The organism is Zunongwangia mangrovi, assembly GCF_900112105.1.
Taxonomy (GTDB): domain Bacteria; phylum Bacteroidota; class Bacteroidia; order Flavobacteriales; family Flavobacteriaceae; genus Zunongwangia; species Zunongwangia mangrovi.
The window spans coordinates 32,113-55,310 of the sequence record NZ_FOKV01000008.1; the positions used below are offsets into that span (position 1 = coordinate 32,113).

The 23,198-nt window shown below is 35.7% G+C and carries 20 protein-coding genes; 12 read left to right on the forward strand and 8 right to left on the reverse strand.

Going from position 1 to position 23,198, the window contains the following annotated elements; genetic code table 11:
* Positions 1-97 precede the first annotated feature (97 nt).
* Positions 98-1,321: an OprO/OprP family phosphate-selective porin gene (locus BM201_RS14805; RefSeq protein ID WP_092544004.1), complete on the forward strand. Its 1,224-nt coding sequence runs from the start codon at positions 98-100 to the stop codon at positions 1,319-1,321.
* Between the two features lie 129 nt (positions 1,322-1,450).
* The gene (locus BM201_RS14810) at positions 1,451-1,627 is read left to right on the forward strand and encodes a histone H1 (protein ID WP_092544006.1); all 177 of its coding nucleotides are present in this window, start codon (positions 1,451-1,453) and stop codon (positions 1,625-1,627) included.
* An 86-nt stretch (positions 1,628-1,713) separates the two neighbouring features.
* On the opposite strand, the gene BM201_RS14815 is transcribed toward BM201_RS14810, so the two are convergent.
* The 3 genes from BM201_RS14815 to BM201_RS14825 are packed head-to-tail and all read right to left on the reverse strand — an operon-like array spanning position 1,714 to position 3,572.
* The gene (locus tag BM201_RS14815; RefSeq protein WP_092544008.1) at positions 1,714-2,262 is read right to left on the reverse strand and encodes a hypothetical protein; all 549 of its coding nucleotides are present in this window, start codon (positions 2,260-2,262) and stop codon (positions 1,714-1,716) included.
* On the reverse strand, positions 2,255-2,734 hold the full coding sequence (locus tag BM201_RS14820) for an RNA polymerase sigma factor (RefSeq protein ID WP_092544010.1): 480 nt from the start codon (positions 2,732-2,734) through the stop codon (positions 2,255-2,257). Before BM201_RS14820 ends, BM201_RS14815 begins: the two co-directional genes overlap by 8 nt.
* The gene (locus BM201_RS14825; RefSeq protein WP_092544012.1) at positions 2,727-3,572 is read right to left on the reverse strand and encodes an alpha/beta fold hydrolase; all 846 of its coding nucleotides are present in this window, start codon (positions 3,570-3,572) and stop codon (positions 2,727-2,729) included. Before BM201_RS14825 ends, BM201_RS14820 begins: the two co-directional genes overlap by 8 nt.
* A gap of 271 nt (positions 3,573-3,843) precedes the next feature.
* Between BM201_RS14825 and BM201_RS14830 the strand changes: the two genes are divergently transcribed.
* The 5 genes from BM201_RS14830 to BM201_RS14850 all read left to right on the forward strand — a co-directional run bounded on the left by BM201_RS14830 (position 3,844) and on the right by BM201_RS14850 (position 14,009).
* Positions 3,844-4,452 carry an RNA polymerase sigma factor gene (locus BM201_RS14830; protein ID WP_092544014.1) on the forward strand — a complete coding sequence of 203 codons (609 nt, stop codon included), beginning with the start codon at positions 3,844-3,846 and terminating at the stop codon, positions 4,450-4,452.
* 328 nt (positions 4,453-4,780) lie between these two features.
* On the forward strand, positions 4,781-5,824 hold the full coding sequence (locus tag BM201_RS14835) for a FecR family protein (protein ID WP_092544016.1): 1,044 nt from the start codon (positions 4,781-4,783) through the stop codon (positions 5,822-5,824).
* A 114-nt stretch (positions 5,825-5,938) separates the two neighbouring features.
* Positions 5,939-9,319, forward strand: coding sequence for a SusC/RagA family TonB-linked outer membrane protein (locus tag BM201_RS14840; protein WP_245758662.1), 3,381 nt, complete (start codon positions 5,939-5,941; stop codon positions 9,317-9,319).
* A 10-nt stretch (positions 9,320-9,329) separates the two neighbouring features.
* Positions 9,330-11,096 (forward strand): RagB/SusD family nutrient uptake outer membrane protein, encoded by a 1,767-nt coding sequence (locus tag BM201_RS14845; RefSeq protein WP_092544018.1) that lies wholly within the window; start codon positions 9,330-9,332, stop codon positions 11,094-11,096.
* A 123-nt stretch (positions 11,097-11,219) separates the two neighbouring features.
* On the forward strand, positions 11,220-14,009 hold the full coding sequence (locus BM201_RS14850) for a glycoside hydrolase family 2 TIM barrel-domain containing protein (RefSeq protein ID WP_092544020.1): 2,790 nt from the start codon (positions 11,220-11,222) through the stop codon (positions 14,007-14,009).
* A 136-nt stretch (positions 14,010-14,145) separates the two neighbouring features.
* Here BM201_RS14850 and BM201_RS14855 read toward each other — a convergent pair whose 3' ends face one another.
* Genes BM201_RS14855 through BM201_RS14865 form a run of 3 tightly spaced genes read right to left on the reverse strand, consistent with a single transcriptional unit; the run spans position 14,146 to position 17,109 of the window.
* Positions 14,146-15,771 (reverse strand): ArnT family glycosyltransferase, encoded by a 1,626-nt coding sequence (locus BM201_RS14855; RefSeq protein ID WP_245758663.1) that lies wholly within the window; start codon positions 15,769-15,771, stop codon positions 14,146-14,148.
* On the reverse strand, positions 15,761-16,399 hold the full coding sequence (locus BM201_RS14860; RefSeq protein WP_092544022.1) for a lipid-A-disaccharide synthase N-terminal domain-containing protein: 639 nt from the start codon (positions 16,397-16,399) through the stop codon (positions 15,761-15,763). The genes BM201_RS14855 and BM201_RS14860 overlap by 11 nt, the downstream gene beginning before the upstream one ends.
* The gene (locus BM201_RS14865) at positions 16,396-17,109 is read right to left on the reverse strand and encodes a glycosyltransferase (RefSeq protein WP_092544024.1); all 714 of its coding nucleotides are present in this window, start codon (positions 17,107-17,109) and stop codon (positions 16,396-16,398) included. The genes BM201_RS14860 and BM201_RS14865 overlap by 4 nt, the downstream gene beginning before the upstream one ends.
* Before the next feature lie 139 nt (positions 17,110-17,248).
* Here BM201_RS14865 and BM201_RS14870 point away from each other — a divergent pair, with 139 nt between their 5' ends.
* Entirely contained in the window at positions 17,249-18,190 is a 942-nt protein-coding gene (locus tag BM201_RS14870; RefSeq protein WP_092544257.1) for an NAD-dependent epimerase/dehydratase family protein, read from the forward strand.
* Here the strand turns inward: BM201_RS14870 and meaB are convergent.
* The gene (gene meaB, locus BM201_RS14875; protein WP_092544026.1) at positions 18,185-19,270 is read right to left on the reverse strand and encodes a methylmalonyl Co-A mutase-associated GTPase MeaB; all 1,086 of its coding nucleotides are present in this window, start codon (positions 19,268-19,270) and stop codon (positions 18,185-18,187) included. The genes BM201_RS14870 and meaB overlap by 6 nt on opposite strands.
* Positions 19,271-19,367: 97 nt before the next feature.
* Between meaB and BM201_RS14880 the strand changes: the two genes are divergently transcribed.
* The gene (locus BM201_RS14880) at positions 19,368-19,796 is read left to right on the forward strand and encodes an organic hydroperoxide resistance protein (RefSeq protein WP_092544028.1); all 429 of its coding nucleotides are present in this window, start codon (positions 19,368-19,370) and stop codon (positions 19,794-19,796) included.
* 18 nt (positions 19,797-19,814) lie between these two features.
* Here BM201_RS14880 and BM201_RS14885 read toward each other — a convergent pair whose 3' ends face one another.
* Positions 19,815-20,405, reverse strand: coding sequence for a DUF2911 domain-containing protein (locus BM201_RS14885; RefSeq protein WP_092544030.1), 591 nt, complete (start codon positions 20,403-20,405; stop codon positions 19,815-19,817).
* 166 nt (positions 20,406-20,571) lie between these two features.
* Here BM201_RS14885 and BM201_RS14890 point away from each other — a divergent pair, with 166 nt between their 5' ends.
* Genes BM201_RS14890 through BM201_RS14900 form a run of 3 tightly spaced genes read left to right on the forward strand, consistent with a single transcriptional unit; the run spans position 20,572 to position 23,191 of the window.
* Positions 20,572-21,138: an RNA polymerase sigma factor gene (locus tag BM201_RS14890; RefSeq protein ID WP_092544032.1), complete on the forward strand. Its 567-nt coding sequence runs from the start codon at positions 20,572-20,574 to the stop codon at positions 21,136-21,138.
* Positions 21,139-21,183: 45 nt separating this feature from the next.
* The gene (locus BM201_RS14895) at positions 21,184-21,810 is read left to right on the forward strand and encodes a hypothetical protein (protein ID WP_092544034.1); all 627 of its coding nucleotides are present in this window, start codon (positions 21,184-21,186) and stop codon (positions 21,808-21,810) included.
* Positions 21,791-23,191 (forward strand): DUF4097 family beta strand repeat-containing protein, encoded by a 1,401-nt coding sequence (locus tag BM201_RS14900; RefSeq protein WP_092544036.1) that lies wholly within the window; start codon positions 21,791-21,793, stop codon positions 23,189-23,191. The genes BM201_RS14895 and BM201_RS14900 overlap by 20 nt, the downstream gene beginning before the upstream one ends.
* Positions 23,192-23,198 lie beyond the last annotated feature (7 nt).

A 23,198-nucleotide genomic window follows, 5' to 3' on the forward strand; every position in this document is an offset into this window, starting at 1 on the left:
ATATTGATGAAATGTAAATAAATTGTTTCTTTAATGCTATTTGAATGTTAAGAAGTTAGAATTCTTTATTTTTGAACCCATACTTTAAAAATTGCTTATGAAGTGTGGTGTACCTTATTTATTAAGGCTTTTACTACTTAGTTTTGGTTTTTGTCTTTCGTTTAACGCAGTTTATTCTCAATCGACTGAAGAAAGTAGTGATTCCGCTTTTCAGGACTGGCGTTTTAAATACGGCAACAATGGATTTGAATTTAGATCTGGGGATAACAATTATCTACTGCAAATCCAGAGTAGACTTCAGTTTCGGTTTGCCACACCAAGCGATCGCGATCCCTACACATTCAATGATTTTAACGACAATAGCAAAAACGTTTTTAAAGTAAACAGGTCTCGTTTAAAAGTTGGTGGTCATGCATATAAACCCTGGTTAAAATATTATTGGGAATACGATCTTGGGCAGTCAAATCTTTTAGATTTTAGGATTATGATCGAGCGCTGGGAATGGTTAAATTTAAAAGTAGGGCAGTGGAAGTTAGAATTCTCCAGGGAACGAAGAATTAGTAGCGGTGCGCAGCAAACGGTAGATCGCTCGATCTTAAATCGGTCTTTTACGGTAGACAGGCAACAGGGTATAGAACTATACGGGAGATTAAGAACCAGAGGAGCCTTAGATTTTAATTATTGGGTAGGCGTATTTACGGGGAACGGTCGTGGATCTAGAGAAAACGATGACGGTAATCTTATGTATTTTGGGCGTTTACAATGGAACATGTTTGGCGAAAATTTAGGATTTAAAAGTAGCGATCTTAGTATCCATCAAAAACCAGCAGCTATAATTGCGTTAGCCGGAGTAACAAATCGGAGTCCGTATACTCGATTTTCGTCTTCTGGAGGAGGTTTTTTAGAAACTTTTGAAGAATTAAATCCAGGGCAGTATCGTATAAATCAGGCCAATTTAGAAACTGCATTTGTTTACAAAGGTTTTAGTTGGCAATCTGAACTACACTTAAAAAACATCGATGATCGTGTAAATGCCCAGGAAACTACATTGAACGGTTTTTACTTTCAGGCAGGATATTTGGCACATCAATCTATCTCGTGGTGGCCAAAACCTTTAGAAATTGCAGCCCGATACGCCAATTATACGCCTAATACAAATCTTGATTCGAATTTAGATGAATTAACGCTCGCTTTTAACTGGTTCTTTAAAGGGCATCGAAACAAATTAACGATGGAAGTTTCTGAATTCGATCTTGAAACCGAAGATATGGGAATAAAAGATGAGTTTAGATTTAGAATTCAATGGGATATTTCGATTTAAATTTACCAAAATAGCTTCTGAATATGCTAAAATTGGGCATTTTGGACGGGAATTTTTTAAGAAATGTCTTTTTAAGTGGAATATTATTTTATTTTCGCCTGTCTAATTAATCTTTTAAATAAAAACAATATGAAAGAATTGGTAGAAAATATCAATGAGACATTTGAAGCTTTTAAAACTGATGCTGAAGCGCAGTTAGAATCTGGGAACAAAGCAGCTGGAACACGTGCAAGAAAATCTTCTCTAGCTTTAGAAAAGCTTTTGAAAGAATTCCGTAAAGAATCTATCGCAGCTTCTAAAAAATAAAACAAAAGCCTCTCGATTCGAGAGGCTTTTTTTCTTTACTTCTTTTGCTAAGATTATAAGTTTCTACGAACTTTTTTATAGATCATCTACTGCAAACTTTTAATGATCTTAAGTTCCTTTCTTACCTGAAAACCAATAAGCGTCGCCAGAGCGATAAAAGTAAGTATAGCGCTAATTAAAATATAGGTGTAAAATCCGCTAGAAAGTTGCTCTTTAAAAATGGGAAGCAATAATACAAACCCAAAAATATAAGTAGCGAACAATAAGGGTGTCCATAAATAATGGATAATTTTCCTAGCCTTGTAATAATGTACCAGTTGTTCGTTTAAGGCCAGCATACTTTGATGAAGCTTAAAGCTTTCCTTTTTTAAACCGCTTGCATACTCGATGATAATTCTAATACATAAACAACCAATCATTAGTCCTAAACCCCAAAAAGCTCGAGTATTTTTATAAGCTGACACATAGACAAAAAAAGAAATTAAGATAAGCACTGTGATTCCTAAAACTACTTTTGTAATAGTTTGTTTGCGTTTTAAGCCCTGCGATTTTTCTATGATTTTATGGATATTGTGATTCGCAGCAGGCGTTTTATGCTGCTGCCATTGATTTTTTATATTCTGAAAATCATTCATTTTTTACACATTTTGAAAGTTGGTCTTTAATTCTATGAATCCTGGTTCGTACTGCAGAATGATTGATTCCAATAACTTCAGCAATTTCCTTTTGGGGTAAACCTTCCAGTTCTAATAAGATGATCGATTTATTTTCTACGGAAAGTTTATCGATACAACGATACATACTGGCAAATTGATTTTCGATTTCCGTATCTTCTGAAGTTTCATCGCTCGCAATTTCGATCTTTAGCTTTTTGTTCTTTTTCTTACGTAGTTCCTGTAAACAGGTATTTACCGTAATTCGATAGATCCAGGTCGAAATATTGGATTCTCCCCTAAAATCTTCCAAATACTGCCAAACTTTAATAAAAACCTCTTGCGCCATATCCTGAGCCAAAGCCTCATTTCCGCTAAGATATCCAAGGCATAGCCGAATCACTTTTGGATAATTTTCATCATAAATTTTATGAAATTTCAGCTTCTTACTCATTGGTGTCTAAGGCGATTTTAATTTGATCGTTTAACCATTCTGGCTGATCGTATATTATAAAATGCTTCGAATTTTCAGTAAAATTAAGTGTATAATCACTAAGATTTTGGTACTGTTCCTTATAATTTTTTTGAGCTGTTTCTTTTCCGTAGGGAAGATTAGCGGCAAGAATATAAACCGGAATATCAATATTCGATAATTTTTGGCGCAAATCTAATTTCAAGAGATCGGTATAGCCATAAACATAAGTTTTACGATCGGCTTTTAGCATATCTGCAGCGATCTTTTTCTGGCCCAAAGGATCTAGACTCATATTTGTAGCCATTTGTTTGGCCATCGCTTCAAAAGATTTCTCGTCCATTTCTAATAATTGCTTGTTGTAAGGCGAATCATATTGTATAGCATCGCTATCATAATCTGGAAACATCAAAGCACCCATAGCAGGTAAGGCGTCTATCAAGATTAGTTTATTAATATTTTTATCTTCTGAAGCGAGCCACAAACCCAAAGTGCCACCCATACTATGACCTAATATTATAGAATTTTGAAGCTCATTTTTTGAGATATAGTCTTCAACGTCTAATTTAATGGTTTTAAGCCAGGGCTTTTCAATTGGGGCAACATCTCCAAAACCGGCAAATGTGAACGCATGTACCTGGTAATCTTGAGAAAGTGTAGAGATAACTTCAGTATAAACATTTGCTGTATTACTAAAGCCGGGAAATAATAAAATTGGTTGGCCTTCACCGTAAACTTCTACTTTAAAACTGTTTTGTGCTGTAAGTTGAACGCCGGCTAAAAGTGCAAAAACGCAACATATTATTTTAAAATTTTTCATTAGAATTGTATTTAAAGTTTAGCTTTTAGATACATTTTTGGCCTTATGTTACATTCGATTTTGCTAAAATTGAAAAAAAATAAAATTTATGGCAGACCAACAACTACGCGATTTGCGAAGAAATAAAGTGTGAAAAACACAATTATTAATACGCTATTTTAAAGGTTAAATTTTGTTAAATTATTAATAAAACTATATATTTGAATGTAAGTTGTTAATATTTACTTATTTAACCCTAAGTAGTATTTATTTCTAGTTTAATATATTCCAGATGTTTTTCAAAAAATCAAATAAGGTTGTGGTTAAGGATGACCAGCATGCTTGGGAGTGTCTTAAGGCTGGTGAAACTGAAGCTTTGGGCTATTTTTATGATAAGTATGTAGACAGTCTAATAGCTTATGGTTTTTATTTAAACTTAGATAAAGCAAAAACCAAAGATTGTATTCACGATATATTTCTGGATGTTTTTAAGTATCGCGAATCGATTTCAGGTGTTAACAACACCAAATCTTACCTTATTAGCTGCTTTAGACGAAAGGCTTTTAAAGACAAAAAGCATTTGCGAATAATCCATATTGGAGAAAATAATCCAGATATTATTCATTCGCAAATAGAAGCCGAGCAGCCGGTGGAGAATAAAATTATTCATTTGGAATCTGAATCTCAGCAATTCTCTCATTTTAATTCAGCTTTAAGTGCGTTAACAGATTACCAGACACGAGTTCTGGAAATGAAATTTAAAGAAAACAAAAGCTACACTGAAATTGCCGAAGAATTAAACATCTCGGTAGAATCGGTTAGAACGCAGCTTTACCGTATTCTTAAAAAACTAAGAAAAACAGCCATCGTTTTAATTGCCTGCTTAGAATTTATCTTGTAATTCTATTTTAGGCTAACTTCTCTTTATATCATATTTCAAAAATTCATTGGCACCGCCAAAGGCTATGATCACCCGATGTATGTTACTGCTGAAATTATCAATTCTCACGCATTAAATTTATTTTGGATCTTTGCTGAAGTCGATATTTCATAAAAATTCCCTTGATTTTCTTCTAATTTCGACTGCTTTTTAAATCTTCCTTTTTTGTGATTTTGTTTTTATTAGATGCTTAAAATGAAAATTTGATAAAAAAAGTAATTTTTTTTGTCTATGCTTTTAATATGTCGTGCTCTATATAATATAGTGCCTCCAATTCTAAATTAATTAAATGAAAAAGAATTCAAATTTTTTCTTTTCAGAAGAAGAAAAACAAGCTTTAAAGCAAGATATAATAGATTCGGCCGAATCTGTTAAATTTAAAGAGCGAAATACCAGGATAAAAAGATTCTTGGGTTACGCTGCTGTAGCTTGTGTTATAGGAATAATAGCTACGGTTTTTTATTCCAGAATTCCAGATGCAAATGCTTCTGATATAGAAAGATTTGTACAGCAATCTAAAGAGGAAATAAATTTTAAGTCAGACCAGGTAACTATACTTTTAGAAGAAAATCAGATCAATTTAAGTGAAGATTCTACCGAGGTTGCTTACTCTTCAAAAGGAGATCAATTAACGCTTGGAAACGGAAAGTCTATTCAGCAAAAAGTAAACTCTAAGAATAAGGCGGTATTTAATACCATCATCGTTCCGTATGGAAAACGAGGAAAATTAACCTTATCTGATGGAACTAAAGTTTGGTTGAACTCTGGGTCACGCCTTGTCTATCCTTTAGTTTTTAGTAAAGATAAAAGAGAAGTTTATCTGCAGGGGGAAGCGATTTTTGACGTTGCACATAATAAAGAGAAAGCGTTTAAAGTACTTTCAGATAATCAGGAAATATCGGTTCTGGGAACTGTATTCAATGTTTCGGTTTATCCTGGTGATGATGCTCAGCAAACTGTACTTAAAGAAGGTAGTGTGCTGGTAACTTATAAGGAAGAAAAGAAGCAACTTAAAATGGCACCGGGAGATTTTTTTGAATATAATACGGCAAGTAAAAAAATAGCCACCAGAAAAGTTGATCCAGATGTATATTTTTCTTGGAGAGATGGCGAATTAACGCTTAATAGAACAGATTTAGGCAGTATAGTGAAAAAGCTTTCCAGATATTACAATGTCGAGATAGCCATTAAAAATGAAGACTTACAAAATGAAACATTTTCTGGGAAACTGGATTTAAAAGAAACCTTAGAAGATGTTTTACTTACCATCAGGAATACCAGCGAATTTCAATACGAATATAAAAACAATGACACACTAGTGATTAATCGATAAAACTAAATCTATGATGTAAAACTTTACCAACAAAAAAAGAGGCCACCGGTGCGCCAACACCAAATGGCCAAAAAAACTGCCTTACGGCAATAGTATTAATCTAAATGCAAAAATATGAAATTTTTAACTGGAGGTAGGTTAGAGAAATCTAAACTTTCCATTCTAAGCATTAGCATGTTTATTATGAAATTAATTTTTACGCTAATTTTTGTAGGTCTAACTACACTGAATGCTAAAAACACTTATTCTCAAAATAAGATAGATATTGAAATATATCAGGGAACTTTACAGCAGGTTTTCCAAAAAATAGAAAAGAATACCGAATTTATTTTCTTCTATAAAGATGGAACTTTGCCAGAGAATGATAAATTTACTATTAACAAAAAAGGAATTGAACTCAATCTTTTTCTAGACGACCTTTTAAAAGATTACTCGATAGGATATAAGGTAGACGATCGCCAGGTAACGGTTTATAAAAAACCAATTGAAAATCGAGTAAAAAAGGCTCTACAGTTTACGGTTACAGGAACTATTACCGATGAAACTGGCTTGCCATTGTCTGGAGCTACTGTGGTAGAAAAAGGTACTACAAACGGTACACAGGCAGATTTTGATGGTAATTTTTCAATCGATGTAGCTGGAGAAGATGCAACATTGGTAGTATCTTTTGTGGGATATTCTACCCAGGAAGTTTTAGTTGGCAGTCAAAGCGAAATCGATATAGTTCTAAATGAAGATACCGCTGCCTTAGATGAAGTTGTAATTGTTGGTTATGGTGTTCAAAAGAAAGAAACACTTACAGGAGCAGTTGCTGGAGTGGGAGGAGAAGAATTAGCCCAGGCACCAGTAACCAACATTAGTCAGGGTGTGGCTGGACGAATTCCAGGTGTTGTTGCTATTAGTAATGGTGGAGAACCAGGTTATGATGGGGCAACTTTGCGTATTAGGGGTCTAAGTACTTTTGGTAACGCAGCACCTTTAGTAGTTGTAGATGGTGTGCCAGGTAGATCTTTAGAACGTATCGATCCTAGTACAATTAAAAATGTATCGGTATTAAAAGATGCCTCTGCAGCAATTTATGGTGCCCAGGCAGCCAACGGAGTTATCCTTGTAACTACCAAAAGAGGAAAAGTAGGAGCGCCTAATATTAAATTTTCTTATAACCACGGAATTTCAAGACCAACAGTAATTCCAGAAATGGCAAATGCTGCAGAATATGCTACTTTATTAAATGAAGTAGATGGTTATAACGATGCGCCTCTTCGATTTACCGAAGATGATATTCAAGCTTACCGCGATGGTTCTGATCCTTGGAGATATCCAGATACAGATTGGTATGAGGAAACTTTAAAACCATGGTCTGCTCAAACTTACGGAAATGTATCTATTAACGGAGGTACAGAAAAAATGAACTATTTTGTAAGTCTTTCTCACAGGTATCAGGACGGATTTTACGAAAACAGTGCAACCAATTACAATCAGTACGACCTAAGAACCAATCTAGATTTTAATATTAATGAATATCTGGATGTTTATATAAATACTACTGGACGTTTTGAAGATAGAAATTACCCTACTCGTTCTGCTGAGAATATTTTTAGAATGTTGATGCGTTCACGCCCTAATTCTCATGCATACTGGCCAAATGGAATGCCAGGTCCAGATATCGAATATGGGGATAACCCGGTGGTGATCTCTACAGATGCTACAGGTTATAGCCGTGATAAGCGATATGTGTTTAATTCAGATTTCGGAGTAAATCTCAAAATTCCTGGTGTAGAGGGTTTAACTTTTAGAGGAAATGCCTCGATCGATAAGAACTTTAGATTTGATAAAGACTGGGTAACTCCTTGGTATTTATATAGCTGGCCTGAGCAACGAGTAGATGAAAATGGAGATCCTATTCTTGTAAGAGGAAAAAAAGGTTATGAAGATCCTCGATTAACTGAGACTATGGACGATTCTCAAAGAATCTTACTACGTGGTATTTTTGATTATACTAAAACTTTTGGAGAAGATCACGATATCAATTTGCTTGCCGGGGTAGAAAGAATTACTAATAAAGGAGATTCGTTTTGGGCGTATCGTAGATACTTTCTATCTGATGCCGTTGATCAACTTTTTGCTGGAGGAAGTGAAGACATGAATAATTCGGGATCTGGTTTCGAAGAAGCCCGTTTAAATTATTTTGGAAGAGTCAATTATGCATTTAGTGAAAAGTATTTGGCTGAATTTGTTTGGAGATATCAGGGATCGTACATTTTTGAAGAGTCTGGTAGATTTGGCTTTTTTCCTGGTGTTTCTTTGGGTTATGTGGTTTCAAAAGAAAAATTTTGGGAAAACACCGTTCCTTTTATCAGTTTTGCTAAAATTAGAGCTTCATGGGGTCAAACAGGAAATGATGCTATAGATCCGTATCAATATTTAGCTAATTACTCCGTTAATAATTTATCTTACATTAGTGATAATGGTAATTCTAGGACCCAAACATTGTTCGAGGGCGTTATCCCAAATAGTAATGTAACCTGGGAAACTGCAACTCAAAAGAACATTGGCTTAGACCTGGACTTTCTACGAGGAGATCTATCTTTAACAGTAGATTATTTCCATTATTTGAGAGAAGATATTCTTTGGCCAAGAAATGCATCTGTGCCTAACACCGCAGGATTAACTTTACCAGCTGAAAATATAGGAAGGTCTAAAAACCAGGGATTCGACTTCAACTTAGATTACCGTACAAATATTTCAGATCTACGCATTAATATTGGATTGAATGGGGTATATACGAAGAACGAGATCTTGTTCTGGGACGAACCACAGGGTAGACCGGAATATCAGCAATCTACAGGAAGACCAATTGGCGCTGGATTGTATTATAATGCTATTGGAATTTTCCAAACTCAGGAAGAGATCGATAATTACCCATCATGGCAAGGGGCTAGACCTGGAGATATCATTTTCGAAGATTATAATGATGACGGAGTTATCGATGGAAACGACAGGGTTAGATATGATGCAAGTCGAGTTCCTACATTTACAGGAGGTCTAAATATCTCTATGAATTATAAGAATTTTGACCTGGCTGTATTGTTACAGGGAGCTTCAGGAGGATATTTTTATGAAACAACAGAATCTGGTGATTTTGGTAACTATTTACAAAGTTTTTACGAAGATCGCTGGACCGCTGAAAATCCAAGTACAGAAGATCCAAGAACTTATAATAGAAACGGAGAATACTGGGTAAGTGAGCAAAATACCTACTGGTTAAGAAAATCAGATTATGTTCGTCTTAAGAACATCGAATTAGGATATACCTTACCAGAGTCTGTTACTAGCTCGATCTTAGTGAAAAACTTTAGAGTTTATTTAAGTGCCTTTAACTTATTAACGTATAGCCCGCATATCGACGATTACGATCCAGAGAGCACCAGTGGTTCGGGTTATAACTATCCGTTAAATAAAGTAGTGAATGTAGGTGCAAGCATAAATTTTTAAATAGAATATTATGAAAAGAATAAAACTATTAATACTCTCATCATTTTTATTATTGATCTCTTGCGATAAAGATTTTTTAGAAGTTAAGCCCTTAGATCAATATTCAGATGCTGCAGTTTGGTCCGATGCTTCCTTAGTAAATGCATTTGTAAATGATATCTATTTAGGGCAGCAATATGGTTTTCAATTAGAAATGTTGGCTTCTCTTAGTGATATTTCAATGACTAAAAGAGCAGAGGTAAATCCTATTTTAAATAGTGAAATTAATGCTAGTTACGTAAGCGTTTTAGATCCCAATCACTGGCTTACCAGTTTTAGAAATATTACTTGGAACAGCCTTTATTTAAATATTAGATCCTGTAATGTATTTTTTGAAAGGGTTGAGGAATCGGGTCTTCAAGGAGAAGAGATTGAGCGTTTAACAGGAGAAGTTCATTACCTAAGAGCTAATTTTTACTACTGGCTAATGAGCTTTTATGGAGGTGTGCCTATCGTAGATCAGGCTTATCAAATAGAAGACGATTTTAACATTGCCAGAAGCACCTTTGAAGAAACCATAAATTTCATTGTTGCAGATCTAGATGCTGCAGCTGCGGCTTTACCACTTTCAGGAGATAAGGCTCGTGCAACCAGAGGGGCAGCATTAGCTTTAAAATCAAGAGTTCTTCTTTATGCAGCGAGTGATCTTTTTAACTCAAATGCTTCTTGGACAGATGGATATGCTAACCCAGAATTAGTGGGATATACCGGCGGTTCTCAAACACAACGTTGGCAGGCAGCTCAGGATGCTGCTAAAGCAGTTATCGATCTTGGCATTTATAATTTATATGGTGGTACAAGTCCTGCTTCGCCACAGGAAGCAAGAGAAAATTATACTAACTTGTTCTTAAATAATGGAAATGAAGAAGATATTCTTATTAGTTTCTATGACGATATTAATGATAGCGATTGGCAGGCACCAAATCCTGGTAGATTTTATGGTCCTAACGGATATCATAATTGGGGTAATCATACACCAACACAACAGCTTGTGGATTCTTACGAAATGATCGACGGAACCGAGTTTAGTTGGAGTGGTCCAGAAGCAGAAAATCCTTACGAAAATCGTGATCCTCGATTTTATGCTAGTATTTTATACGACGGGGCAAATTGGAGACAGCGTCCAGACGATGTGAGCGCTGCAGATCCAGAAGGTATTGTTCAAACCGGATTTTTTGAGAATGCTGATGGAACTTTTACCCCTGGTTTAGATACTAGACAAAGTTCTATTGAGGATTGGAACGGTACTTATACAGGTTATTATTTAAGAAAGTTTATCGATCCTTCGATAGATCACCAATATGAAACTCAGCGTTTACCGTGGCGCCAGATTCGTTATGCTGAAGTAATTTTAAACTATGTTGAAGCAAGTTTGGAACTAGGTCAGGAAGCTGAAGCAAAAACTTATTTAAACATGATTCGTAATCGTGCAGGTATGCCAGACGTCCCTGCAGATGAATCTGGAGAAGATTTAATGGATCGTTATCGCAACGAAAGAAAAGTAGAGCTAGCTTACGAACAACATCGTTATTTTGATATCAGACGTTGGATGATCGCACCGCAGGTTATCGAAGATGTAGAGGGAATAAGAATAGAGCACCAGTTTGGTAGTGATGATGTCGAATATCAAATAATGGAAGTACAAAATAGAAACTGGCAAAATAAATCCTATTTATTACCAATTTTATTAGATGAAATGAATAGAAATGATCTTTTAATCCAAAACCCCGGATATTAGTTTTAAGTTAGTTTAAGTGAATTTCTAGAATAGTTCCATTTTTTCTGAATCGCTTGATTTCAGTTAAATGGAATTATTCTTTTTTTGCAAAAACCAAGTTTAATAAACCTATAAATTTAACCAATGAATTTAAATAAAACTGCTGTTTTTCTGGCCTTAAGTATTTGTAGTTGTTTTCAACTATTCGCCCAGCAAACAGAAACGATATACCTCTCGGGTACCGATAAAGATCATCGAGTAGATTGGGATTTCAAGATTGATAAAGGCCGAAAAAGTGGTGAATGGTCTAAGATTGCCGTTCCTTCAAACTGGGAGCTCGAAGGTTTTGGAATTTACACTTACGGTCACGATTGGCGAAGATTACGACCAGAATCTGCCGCTATTGGCCAATATAAGCATCAATTTTCTGTACCAAAAGAATGGAAATCACAGACGATAGAGCTTGTTTTCGAAGGTGTGATGACAGATACCAAAGTTATGGTAAACGGTAAATTGGTTGGGCCTGTTCACCAGGGCGGTTTTTATTGCTTTAAATATGATATTACCCGCTTTTTAAAGTTTGGAGAAGAAAATTTGCTCGAAGTCGAGGTTAAAAATGCTTCAGATAACGATACTGTAAATAGAGCTGAAAAAGATGCCGATTTTTGGGCATTCTCCGGAATTTACAGACCTGTTTACTTAGAAGTAAAACCAAAAGAATATATCGATCGTGTAGCAATCGATGCTAAAGCCGATGGTTCTTTTAAAATGGATGTTTTTACTGAAAATATTAAAAGAGGAAGAGCTATTGAAGCTAAGATTAGTGATTTAGAAGGACAATCTTTAGGAAGTGTTTTTTCTACTGAAGCCGATAGAAGATCAGATAAAGCTACATTAAACTATCAGGCTGAAAATCCACAATTATGGTCTCCAGAATTTCCTAATCGCTACCAGGTTGAAGTAAGCCTTAAAGATGGTGATGAGGTTTTACATACAATCACTCAGAAATTCGGATTTAGAACGGTAGAGTTAAAAGCCAAAGACGGTTTTTATGTAAATGGTGAGAAAGTGAAATTTAAAGGTGTAAACCGCCATAGTTTCTGGCCTTCTTCAGGTCGCTCAGCAAGTAGAGCGCTTAGTATTATGGATGTTGAGTTGATGAAGGATATGAATATGAATGCGGTTAGAATGTCTCATTATCCGCCAAGTCAGCATTTTTTAGAAGTTACAGATTCCCTTGGACTCTTTGTGATCGATGAACTTACCGGCTGGCAAAATGAATACGATACGCAGGTTGGGAAAAAACTTGTAAAAGAATTAATTATTCGTGATGTAAATCACCCTTCGATCTTGATTTGGGCTAACGGAAACGAAGGCGGTAATAATTATAACTTGCTGGAAGAATATCCAAAATATGATATTCAGGATAGAACCGTAATCCATCCGTGGAATACTTTAGGCGAAACCAATACGCTACATTATCCTTCTTACGATTATGTGTACAATGCACTTACCAATGGCGATAAAGTGTATTTTCCAACTGAATTTTTACACGGATTGTATGACGGTGGTCACGGTGCCGGTTTAGAAGATTTTTGGAATATTATGCAAGAAAGTCCGTTATCTGCCGGTGGATTCCTTTGGGTTTTTGCAGATGAAGGTGTGGTGCGAACAGACAAAGATGGCTTTATTGATGTAAAAGATAAGGAAACCTGGGCGCCAGACGGTATTGTAGGACCTTATCGTGAAAAAGAAGGAAGTTTTTATACCATTAAAGAAATTTGGTCTCCGGTGTATATCGATAAAATGGATATTACGCCTCAATTTGATGGAAAGCTGAAATTGGAAAATCGTTACCATTTCACCAATTTATCAGAATGTGAATTTGAGTGGCAACTTATTAATTTTCCAAAACCAAATGCTTCAAAAACCGAAAATAAAATCCAAAAGTCAGGAAAAGCAAAATCACCAGATATTGCGCCAGATCTTTCAGGATATCTTCAGCTAGATCTTCCTGAAAATTGGGCGCAAAGCGATGCATTATACTTAACGGCAACAGATCCTCATGGGCGTAAAATTATGACCTGGTCCTGGCCGGTTAAATCTCCGGAGAAAACTGCAGAGAGTATTGTTTCGGGAACTTCAGAAACTGCGGCAAGCGCTTCAGAAAAAGATGGAGTCCTTACACTTTCAGCAAATGAAGTGGAAATTAATTTTAATACTGAAAACGGATTGATCACTTCAGTAAAAAATGAAAAGACTCCGATATCATTCAATAATGGGCCAAAATTAACCGATGAGGATAGTAAATTCAAATCCCTGAAACATTACCAAAAAGGCGATGATCAGGTAGTAGAAATGGAATACGAAGGCCCTATTCGAAAAATGGTGTATACGATGCAGGCCAATGGCTGGTTAAAATTAGATTACTCGTATTTCTTAAGAGGTCGAAAAGATTTTATGGGAATCAATTTTGATTATCCTGAAGAAAAAGTGAAAGGCGTAAAATGGTTAGGAAAAGGACCATACCGAGTTTGGAAAAACCGAATGAAAGGACAGAATTTTGCCGTGTACCAAAAAGATTATAACAATACCGTAACAGGATCTGATTGGGGGTATCCAGAATTTAAAGGCTATCACGATCGCATGTACTGGGCGGTTATCGATACTGAAGAATCACCCATTACCATAGTTTCCGCCACAGATGATGTTTTTCTTCGATTGTTTACGCCAAAAGATTCGAATAACGAAAATACGAATCCTGCGTTCCCTGAAGGAAATATCTCTTTTATGGATGCGATAAGCCCAATTGGAACAAAATTTAAAAAGCCTGCCGAGCTAGGGCCACAGAGTCAGCAAACCGAATTTCATCACCGTGATGATCACCAAAGATTATGGGGAGCTACACTATATTTTAATTTTGGAACTAAATAAGTATTCATGAAATAATGATAGAAAATCGAAAAAGGGAGGCCAAAGCCTCCCTTTTTTTTATTGCTTAAAATATTGAATTTCAGATTTATTGGCACTGCCAAAGGGAATAACACCCCGAGGCTTGTCCCAAGATACTTTACTTTTTCTTTTTAAGCATATAAAAATCTCGCATCAATCGGTTTTTATAACCAGATTTTTCAGGATGTACCTGGTTTAGATCGTATTGATCTATTTTTTGAATAGAATAGCCTGAAAATTCTTCCGTAGAGATCGTATCTGTTACGTTTAGTAGCAATCCAAACTCCTTTTCTTTCGGTAAAAAAAGACTGTCGTTTTTAACCAATATCGGAATTGGTTTTCCGAAGTCCCAAATAATTTCGGGGCCAAAACCATTATATTCATACACCTGAATTTGGTTATTTACAGCCTGCTTTTTTAATTCAGCAAAAGACTTGTAATTTGGGTTGTCGATCAAGGTATCGATCAGTGGAAATCCAAAAACGATCACTGTACAAATAAAACCTACCGTGAGATAAAATATGTTAGAAAACCTGTTTTTTCTGAAGTAATAAAATATGCTTACGCCAATACTAAAAAGCGCAATAGAGGTAAGGGCGTACCATAAATAATAAATTCCGTCTAGATCTAAAATGAAAAATGCAGCAAAAGGAAAAGCAATTCCTATGATGGCAATAAGACCAAAATTGAAATAAACCACCCATTTTTCCTTCATTTTTAAGCCTGAAAAATTACTGAACAGGTATTCGATATAAAACGACGTATTTAGCGCCATTGGGATAAGAACCGGCAAAAGATAACGTGATTTTTTTTCAGGAATAATCGATAACAGAATTACTGAAAGTATCGTCCAAAGAATCGCAAATTTGTAAGCTTTTTTGTTACTTGCCCTGTTTTTTAAATACGGGTAAAGTAGCGCCACGAAAGACGGAATCGTCCAAATACCACTTTGTGTAAAAAAACTCCAATAGTAATAAAACGGGCGAATGTTATAACTTCCCCAGTTGGCTGCTTCGTCTTTGGTGATTTCTAAAAAGGCTACAGGATCGGCTAATCTTACGTAAACAAACCACCATAACCCAACTCCTAAACCAAGAACTAGAAAAACGATTAAAGCGCCCCATTTTTTTCTAAAATCCTGAAATTTATAAACAATAGCATAAGCGATTACAAAAGGTAAAAGCAATGCGTAAAGCGAAACAGGACCTTTACTAAGTATCGAAAACCCAAAGAAAATTCCGGCTAAAATAACGTTACGCCATAACTTTCTTTCGTCTCTAAAAAACTGAAAAAGGAAATAAATAGTCACCATCATAAAGGCATGCGTAAAAATATCCCATTGACCGTTTCTACCAGAAAAGATGATGTAAAAAGAACTTACGGCAATAAGTGAAGCCATAAATGCCTGTTTTCGGGTAATATTTATTAATGCTGAAAATTTATATAGCGAAACGGCGAGTAATGTTGCTGCGCAGGCGGCAGGCAATCGTAAAGCCCATAAATTCTCTATTCCAAATATTTTTGCTGAAACTGCCGTTAGCCAGGTTGGCAATGGCGGTTTTTCATAACGCGGAATATCGTTTAACGTGGTTAAGAGCCAATGATTTAGATTCAGCATTTCTCTGGCCGAGCCAAAGTTTCTGGCTTCCATAATATTTACATAAATGGCATCCAGATTAAAAAAAAATATAAGAATACAAATACCAACAAGGGCAAGCAGATATCTATGAAATTTAGGTTTCATTTAGTTGTCGTTTAGACTTTTGGCTTAAGATAATATTTCTTACGTAAACTACACTTCCAAAAATATGTCCTGTAAATAAAACAGGATCTTTTCTTATAATGGCGTAAATTAAAATAAGACTGGCGCCAATCAGACTTAAAATCCAAAACCCTAGTGGAAGTATGCTTTCTTTTTTTCTTTCAGAATAAATCCATTGATATAAAAACCGAAGATTAAAAATGATTTGAGCAACTGTACCCAGTAAAACTAACCAGATAGGAATGTTTTCATTACCAAAGAAACGCTGCAAATCTAAGGTGCCGTTATTGTAATTGTAAAGCACTACGAATGCTGGGAAAATATAAATGAAAAGCTGAAAAATACGCTTCATTTTATCCCATTCTCCCTGTAACTGTAAATTCCGAATATAAATGTAATAGGTGATCGCCTGCCCAAACATAATCGAAAAATCATCTTGTAGATCCCCGTAAACAAAAAGTAAAAAAGAGGCGATTAGGCTAAACTTCCAAAACAGGCTGGGCGTTAAAACCTTTTTATGTTTTTCAGAAAGGATCCATTGTAAAAGCAGCCTGCCAGAAAAAAGGATCTGGGCAATAAAACCTACGGTATAGACGTACCATGGGCTCATCCTTTTTTAGCAACGTTATAATTGATATATTTTTTCTTCATCCACAGGTAAGCAAAACAATCGACTAATGGACCTAAAAGTCTGTTCCATAAATGAAATTTTGCTTTCCCGGCAATTCTTGGGTAGTGTCTTACGGGAACTTGTTTTACTGTTCCGTTTTGTAACATAATCATGGCCGGCAAAAATCGATGTAGGCCTTTAAACATTGGGATTCGTTTTGCATAATCTGCTTTAATGATCTTTAAAGGACATCCGGTATCGTTCATTCCATCATGCGTAAAACTTTTACGAATACCGTTGGCGATAAGCGAGGACATATTTTTCACAAAAGAATCTCTACGATCTGCACGCCAACCCGTCACGAGATCGTATTCGCCAATATCCTGCATTAAAAGATTAAAATCTTCAGGATCTGTTTGTAGATCTGAATCGATATAACCTATAAGCGGAGTATCAGCATAATCGAATCCAGCTTTGATCGCAGCACTTAGTCCGCAGTTCTTTTCAAAAGAAATAAAAAAGAAAGCTTTATTGCCCTCGCAAATTTTTTCGATCATCGATAAACTATTATCTGAAGAACCATCGTTAACAAGTAAAATACAGGTAGGTTTGGCAGCAATAGTAAGATAAGTAGAAAATTGTTGCTCTAAACGTTCCAGGTTTTCTTCCTCGTTGTAGATGGGAACAACGATCGTAAACTGATATTCCATAGTTTATAAATTGATTGCAAATGTATCTTTTAAAAGAAAAAATAAGAAGGTAATAACAAGAAATATCGTTTTTTAATGATAATCATTGTACTTTGCCGCCGCAAATTTTCAGATTTTTGATAATTTAAGACTTTATATTATGAAAGTTTTGGTTACCGGTGCTGCCGGTTTTATAGGTTCTCATGCTGCTGAAGCATTAAATAAAGAAGGTTACGAAGTCGTTGGAGTTGATAATTTTTCAGACTACTACGATGTTAAACTGAAAGAATTAAATGTTGAAAGTCTTTGTAAAAATAACATCGAGGTTATAAAAGTAGATCTTCGCAATACTAAAGATTTCCAGAAGCTAACCAGCGATTTTGATTTTATAATTCATTTTGCGGCACAACCGGGAATCTCAGCAACCAGCACTTTCGATCAATACCTGCAGAACAATTTTATTGCTACACAAAATTTAATTGAATTTGCTCACCAAAATAAAAAGCTAAAGCATTTCTTCAATATTTCAACCTCTTCGGTTTACGGTTTAGAAGCAACCTTTCCTGAAGAAGCTGCGGCACAACCTGCTTCATTTTATGGTGTGACCAAGCTAGCTGCAGAACAATTGGTTTTAGCCGAATCCAGAGCCAAGCGATTGAACAGTAGTTCACTTCGATTATATTCAGTTTATGGGCCTAGAGAACGTCCTGAAAAATTATATACCAAATTAATCGCCTGTGCATTTAATAATGAAAAATTTCCATTGTTTAGTGGAAGCGAAAAGCATTTAAGGAGCTTTACATATGTTGGTGATATTTTAGAAGGCATACTTACGGCAGTGAAAAAGCACCACGAGTTAAACGGAGAAATTATCAATCTTGGTACAGAGGCCGAATATACCACGCAGGAGGGAATCGATTATGTAGAGGAGCTTTTGGGTAAAAAGATCGAACTGGAGATTAAGCCTAGACGAAAAGGTGACCAATGGCATACGCGCGCCAATATTAATAAAGCTAAGAAAATTTTAGACTACCATCCAACCACTACTTTAAAGGATGGTTTACAACGACAGATAAACTGGTATAAAGCCAATTTTCTATAATTTAGAATACTTTTCTAAAAGTTGCTTTGCAGCAATAAAAGGAGAGGTTTTTTTATCGAATATTGCCTGTAATTGCTCGTTTAAAGCGGTTTTTATCTCGGGATTCTGGTAAAAAGACTGTTTTAGCTGTTCGTTTATACTCTGTAACAGCCAAAACTTACTTTGTTGCTTTCTATTTTCTTCAAAATAGCCATTTTCTCGGATCTTTTTTTCGAAAGATCGTATGAGATTCCAAATTTCAGGGATACCTTCATTATATAAAGCACTGCTAAGCAAAACTTCTGGCGTCCAACTGCTTTCTTTTGGTGGGTATAAATGCAAAGCACGTTTAAAATCTAATTTTGCAGTATTTGCGGCCTTAATATTATCACCATCTGCTTTGTTGATCACAATGGCATCTGCCATTTCCATAATTCCGCGTTTTATGCCCTGCAATTCGTCGCCTGCACCGGCTAATTTCAGTAACAAAAAGAAATCGCACATGCTGTGCACGGTAGTTTCACTTTGCCCAACACCAACAGTTTCAATTAAAATCACATCAAATCCTGCGGCTTCACATAGTAAAATACTTTCTCTTGTTTTACGCGCAACACCGCCAAGAGAATAGCCAGATGGGCTAGGGCGTATAAATGCCATTTCTTCTTTCACCAGATTTTCCATTCGGGTTTTATCGCCCAGAATACTGCCTTTAGAAATGCTGCTACTGGGATCTACCGCAAGAACTGCTACTTTTTTGCCTAATTTGAGCAAATGACTACCAAAACTTTCAATAAATGTACTTTTTCCCACGCCCGGAACTCCGGTTATTCCGATTCTTATCGATTTTCCTGCGGAAGCAATGGCGCCTTCAATAATAGCTGAAGCCTGTTCCTGGTGAGTTGGATTATTACTTTCAACCAAAGTGATCGCTTGTCCTAAGGCTGTTTGACTCCCCTGAAGCAGCCGATCTAAAATTTCGCTATGATCCTGTTTTTTCTTCCGAAGTAATTTAATTTTTTCTGCAGCGCTATTACTAACATTCACTGGAGAAGGAATGCTATTGCTTTGGGAAAGTGCAGATTTTTTGGAAGGCTGTTTCAAGTTGCAGTTTATTTATGACAAATTTATGAATACATTTTTTGAATGCGAATTTTGGGAATGGTATATTGATAAGGAATAATATAAAACATTCGAAAAAATGAAAACTTTGTATTCAGCTAAGGTAACCACAGAAGGTGGAAGAAAAGGCAGAACAACCAGTGACGATGGGATATTAGATTTACAACTTTCAATGCCTAAAAGTCTTGGCGGTGAAGGTGGAGAACATACAAATCCAGAACAACTTTTTGCAGCAGGATATTCTGCATGCTTTGGTAGTGCTTTAGAAATGATCGCTAAAAATGCGAACGTAGACCTGGGAGATTACAGTGTAACGGTGAAAATAGATCTTGAGCAAAATGATGATAAAGAGATGGATCTTTCAGCAGTTATTGATGTTTATATTCCAGAAATAGAGGTCGAAAAGGGTGAGGATCTTATTAACGAAGCTCACGAGGTTTGTCCTTATTCTAGAGCGACAAGAGATAATATCGATGTGACTTTAAATCTTTTGATCGACGAAGATTAATATTCGATAAAAATCGACTTAATTATTTGAAGAGGCTTCTATCGTAGGAGTCTCTTTTATTTTTATAGGAACAGAAACGCTTGTGCGATCCCAGGCTAAAGCCATAAAAACAAAATCATTGGCTTGCTCAAAATAAATAGTGAATTGTTCTACCGTTTCCTGTAGATTATTAGAAGGAACTTCAACGATTAGAGCATCAAATTCGGGGTCGCGGTAGACTTTTCCGTCAAGATCGATTCCCCAGGGATACATTTTATTATTAAAGATAATTTCCCAGCTTTCTTTTTTAGGAACCGTCCACAACGTGTATTCTCCTTTAGCCAATAAACTACCATCTACCATAATATCCTTGTTTGTTTTAAAAATAGTAGCTTCGTTAGCGCCGGTACGCCAAACAGAATCGTAAGCTACCAGATTCCCAAAGATCTCTCTGCCCTTTTTATAAGGTCTATTATAATAAACTTCTAAAGTAAGATCATTTTTAGTGTAGGATACAGAATCCTCTGGACTGTATGCTTTAGTATTATAGCGAACAACAAAAAATATTACGGCGATCACCAAAAGACTGATTCCTAAAATTTTAAGTAGTAACTTCAGGCTATTATTCATAAAATTATATTTGACCTATATTCGGCAAAAAGCACGTAGATTTTAGAGTATTAAAATAAGGATATAATTAGAGTTCTACATTTTTATTCAGAAAAAATATACTTTTTGCAACATAGCGAATTTTGATTCGTCTTTAAAGTGAACAACAACCAATCAAAAAACCATTTTGTTACAACATCAGTTAATAGAAGATTGTAAGAACAACAGCCGCAAAGCGCAGCTTAAGCTTTACAATAAATACTGTGAAGGTATGTATTACGTGGCATTACGGTTTATGAACGATACCCAGGAGGCTGAGGATGCGATGCAGGAAGCTTTTATTAAGGCTTTTGCAAAACTGCATCAATTTACCGGAGAGGTCACCTTTGGCGCCTGGCTTAAAAGAATCGTTATAAACAAATGTCTGGACAAGCTTAAAGCTAAAAAGCTGGAACAGGTGGCGATGAACGAGCAGGTTCTTGGAATCGTCGACGAAGAGGAGAGCTGGAATGTTAACGACAGCATTACTGTTGAAGACATTAAGCAAGCGATTAGCGAGCTTCCAGAAAAGTATCGCTATCCTTTAATGCTATTTTTAGTTGAAGGATACGATCATGAAGAGATTTCAGAAATTCTGAATATTAGCCAGGTGGCTTCCAGGACGCTGGTACATCGTGGAAAGAAAAAATTGCAAGAGAAAATCAGGAATCTTGAAGAACAATCGGGAAGAATGAACAGACAAACAAAATTGTAGGTAAGCTGTTTAGCTAACAGAAAACCACACATAAAAAATTGAGATATGGGACAGGATATTAGAAAAATGCTGCAGGAGGATAAAGAAAGCCGAAAGTTTAAAATGCCAGAAGGACATCAATCGAGATTTGAAGATCGATTGAATAAAGCCTTTCCAGAAAAGAAAAAGTCAGCTGGGCGTAAATGGTTTTTACAGATCGCCGCGATATTTGTGGTAGCGCTTGCAGCAGGAGGATTTTTCTACTTTAATTCGGGTACTTCAGTATATCCTTATGGAACTCAGGTTGTAGAAACTTCAGAAGAAAATCCTTTAGAAGAGAAAGAAAAGAAAACAGAAAATTCAGCAAAACAATTTCAGCTAAGTGATGTGTCGCCTCAGTATAAAAAGATCGAAGATTATTATATGGCGAGCCTTAATATGGAGTTGGCAAAGCTAGATGTGAATAACGAGAACAAGGAACTTATCGATTCTTTTATGAAACAACTGGCAGAGCTGGATAAAGAATACAAAAGATTAAATAACGAATTAAATGAGTTAGGGCCTAATGAACAAACCATCGAGGCTATGGTCGCTAACTTACAGCTTAGATTAGAGTTGTTGTTCAAACTAAAACAAAAGCTAAAAGAAATTAAAGAATCAAAAGACAACAGTTATGAAAATGCACAAGCTTAATTATATTTTATTATTCCTTTTGGGATGCGCTATTAATGTTTCGGTCTCAGCACAGGATATGATGCAGCGAAACTACAATGTGAATAGTGATGTTATTGTAGATGTAGATGCTAAGAACACCAATATTATCATCGAAAGCTGGGATAAGAACAGCGTAGCGATCGAGGCTTTTATAAATGATGGTGTTCCGCAGAACGAGGCCACTAAAATGATGGATAGCTGGAAATTAACTACCAATGGGAATAAAAATAAGATTCAGATTAGATCAAAATCTGATATGAATATTAATTGGGATGTTGATATCAGTGAAGATGAACTTAACGATGCCTTGGCGCAATTACCAGAGATTATGGGGCCAATAATGAATAATTTGGTAAATCCAATATTACAGAATATTTCTGAAAATCCTTTGCCTCCAGATCTTTTCGAAAATATGGGAGCTATTAATTTTGACTATGAAGCTTATCAGGAAGAAGGGGATGCATATTTAGAGCGCTACGAGAAGCAGGTGGATAAAAAGTTTGGAAAAGACTTTGAAAAGAAAATGGAAAAATGGGCTGCAAATTTTGAAAAGAGCGTAGAAGGAGATAGCGAAGAATTCGAAAAAAGTATGGAAGAATGGGGGAATTCTTTTGGAGCCAGCATGGAGAAATGGGGAGAATCTTTCGGGAAAAAAATGGAAGCCTGGGGAAAGAATTTTGAAGAAAAAATGGCCGCTAAAGAAGAAGCGGGTCAAAAAATGCCTAATATGATTGTAATAAATCGTAATAACGAAGGCACTAAAGCTCAAAGGACAATTAAAATAAAAGCCCCTAAAAATGCGCAAATTCGTCTTAATGTGCGCTATGGTAAAGTAGAATTGGATAATGCAGATAATCTTATGGCAGAATTATCTCACGCTAATTTTAAAGCGAATAGAATCTCCGGGAAAAATACCCACATTAAGGTTTCGTATACTCCCGTTAAGATCTCAAATTGGGATTATGGAGTACTAAATGCTTCTTATTTACCAAGCTGTGATATTAATGCTGCCAGAAGTATAAAATTGATTTCAAATAGTAGTGATGTAAACATCAATAGATTAAGTGAAGTTGGGATTCTATCTGGAACCTTTGGGAATTTAGCGATCAAAAATTTAGGCGGGAGTTTTAAGAATCTTGATATTACCTTAGAGAATAGTGATCTTAAATTGAAATTACCACAGTCTGCTTTCAGGTTTAATTATAACGGGAACCAGAGTGATGTAGAGTATCCAGGAACTTTAAAAGTAGATAAGACTTCTTCTTACGATAACGAGATTCTAAAAGGTTATTATAAAAGTTCAAATTCAGATGCGCAAATCAGTATTTCAGCAAGATTTAGCGATGTGTTGCTAAATTAGAACGCAA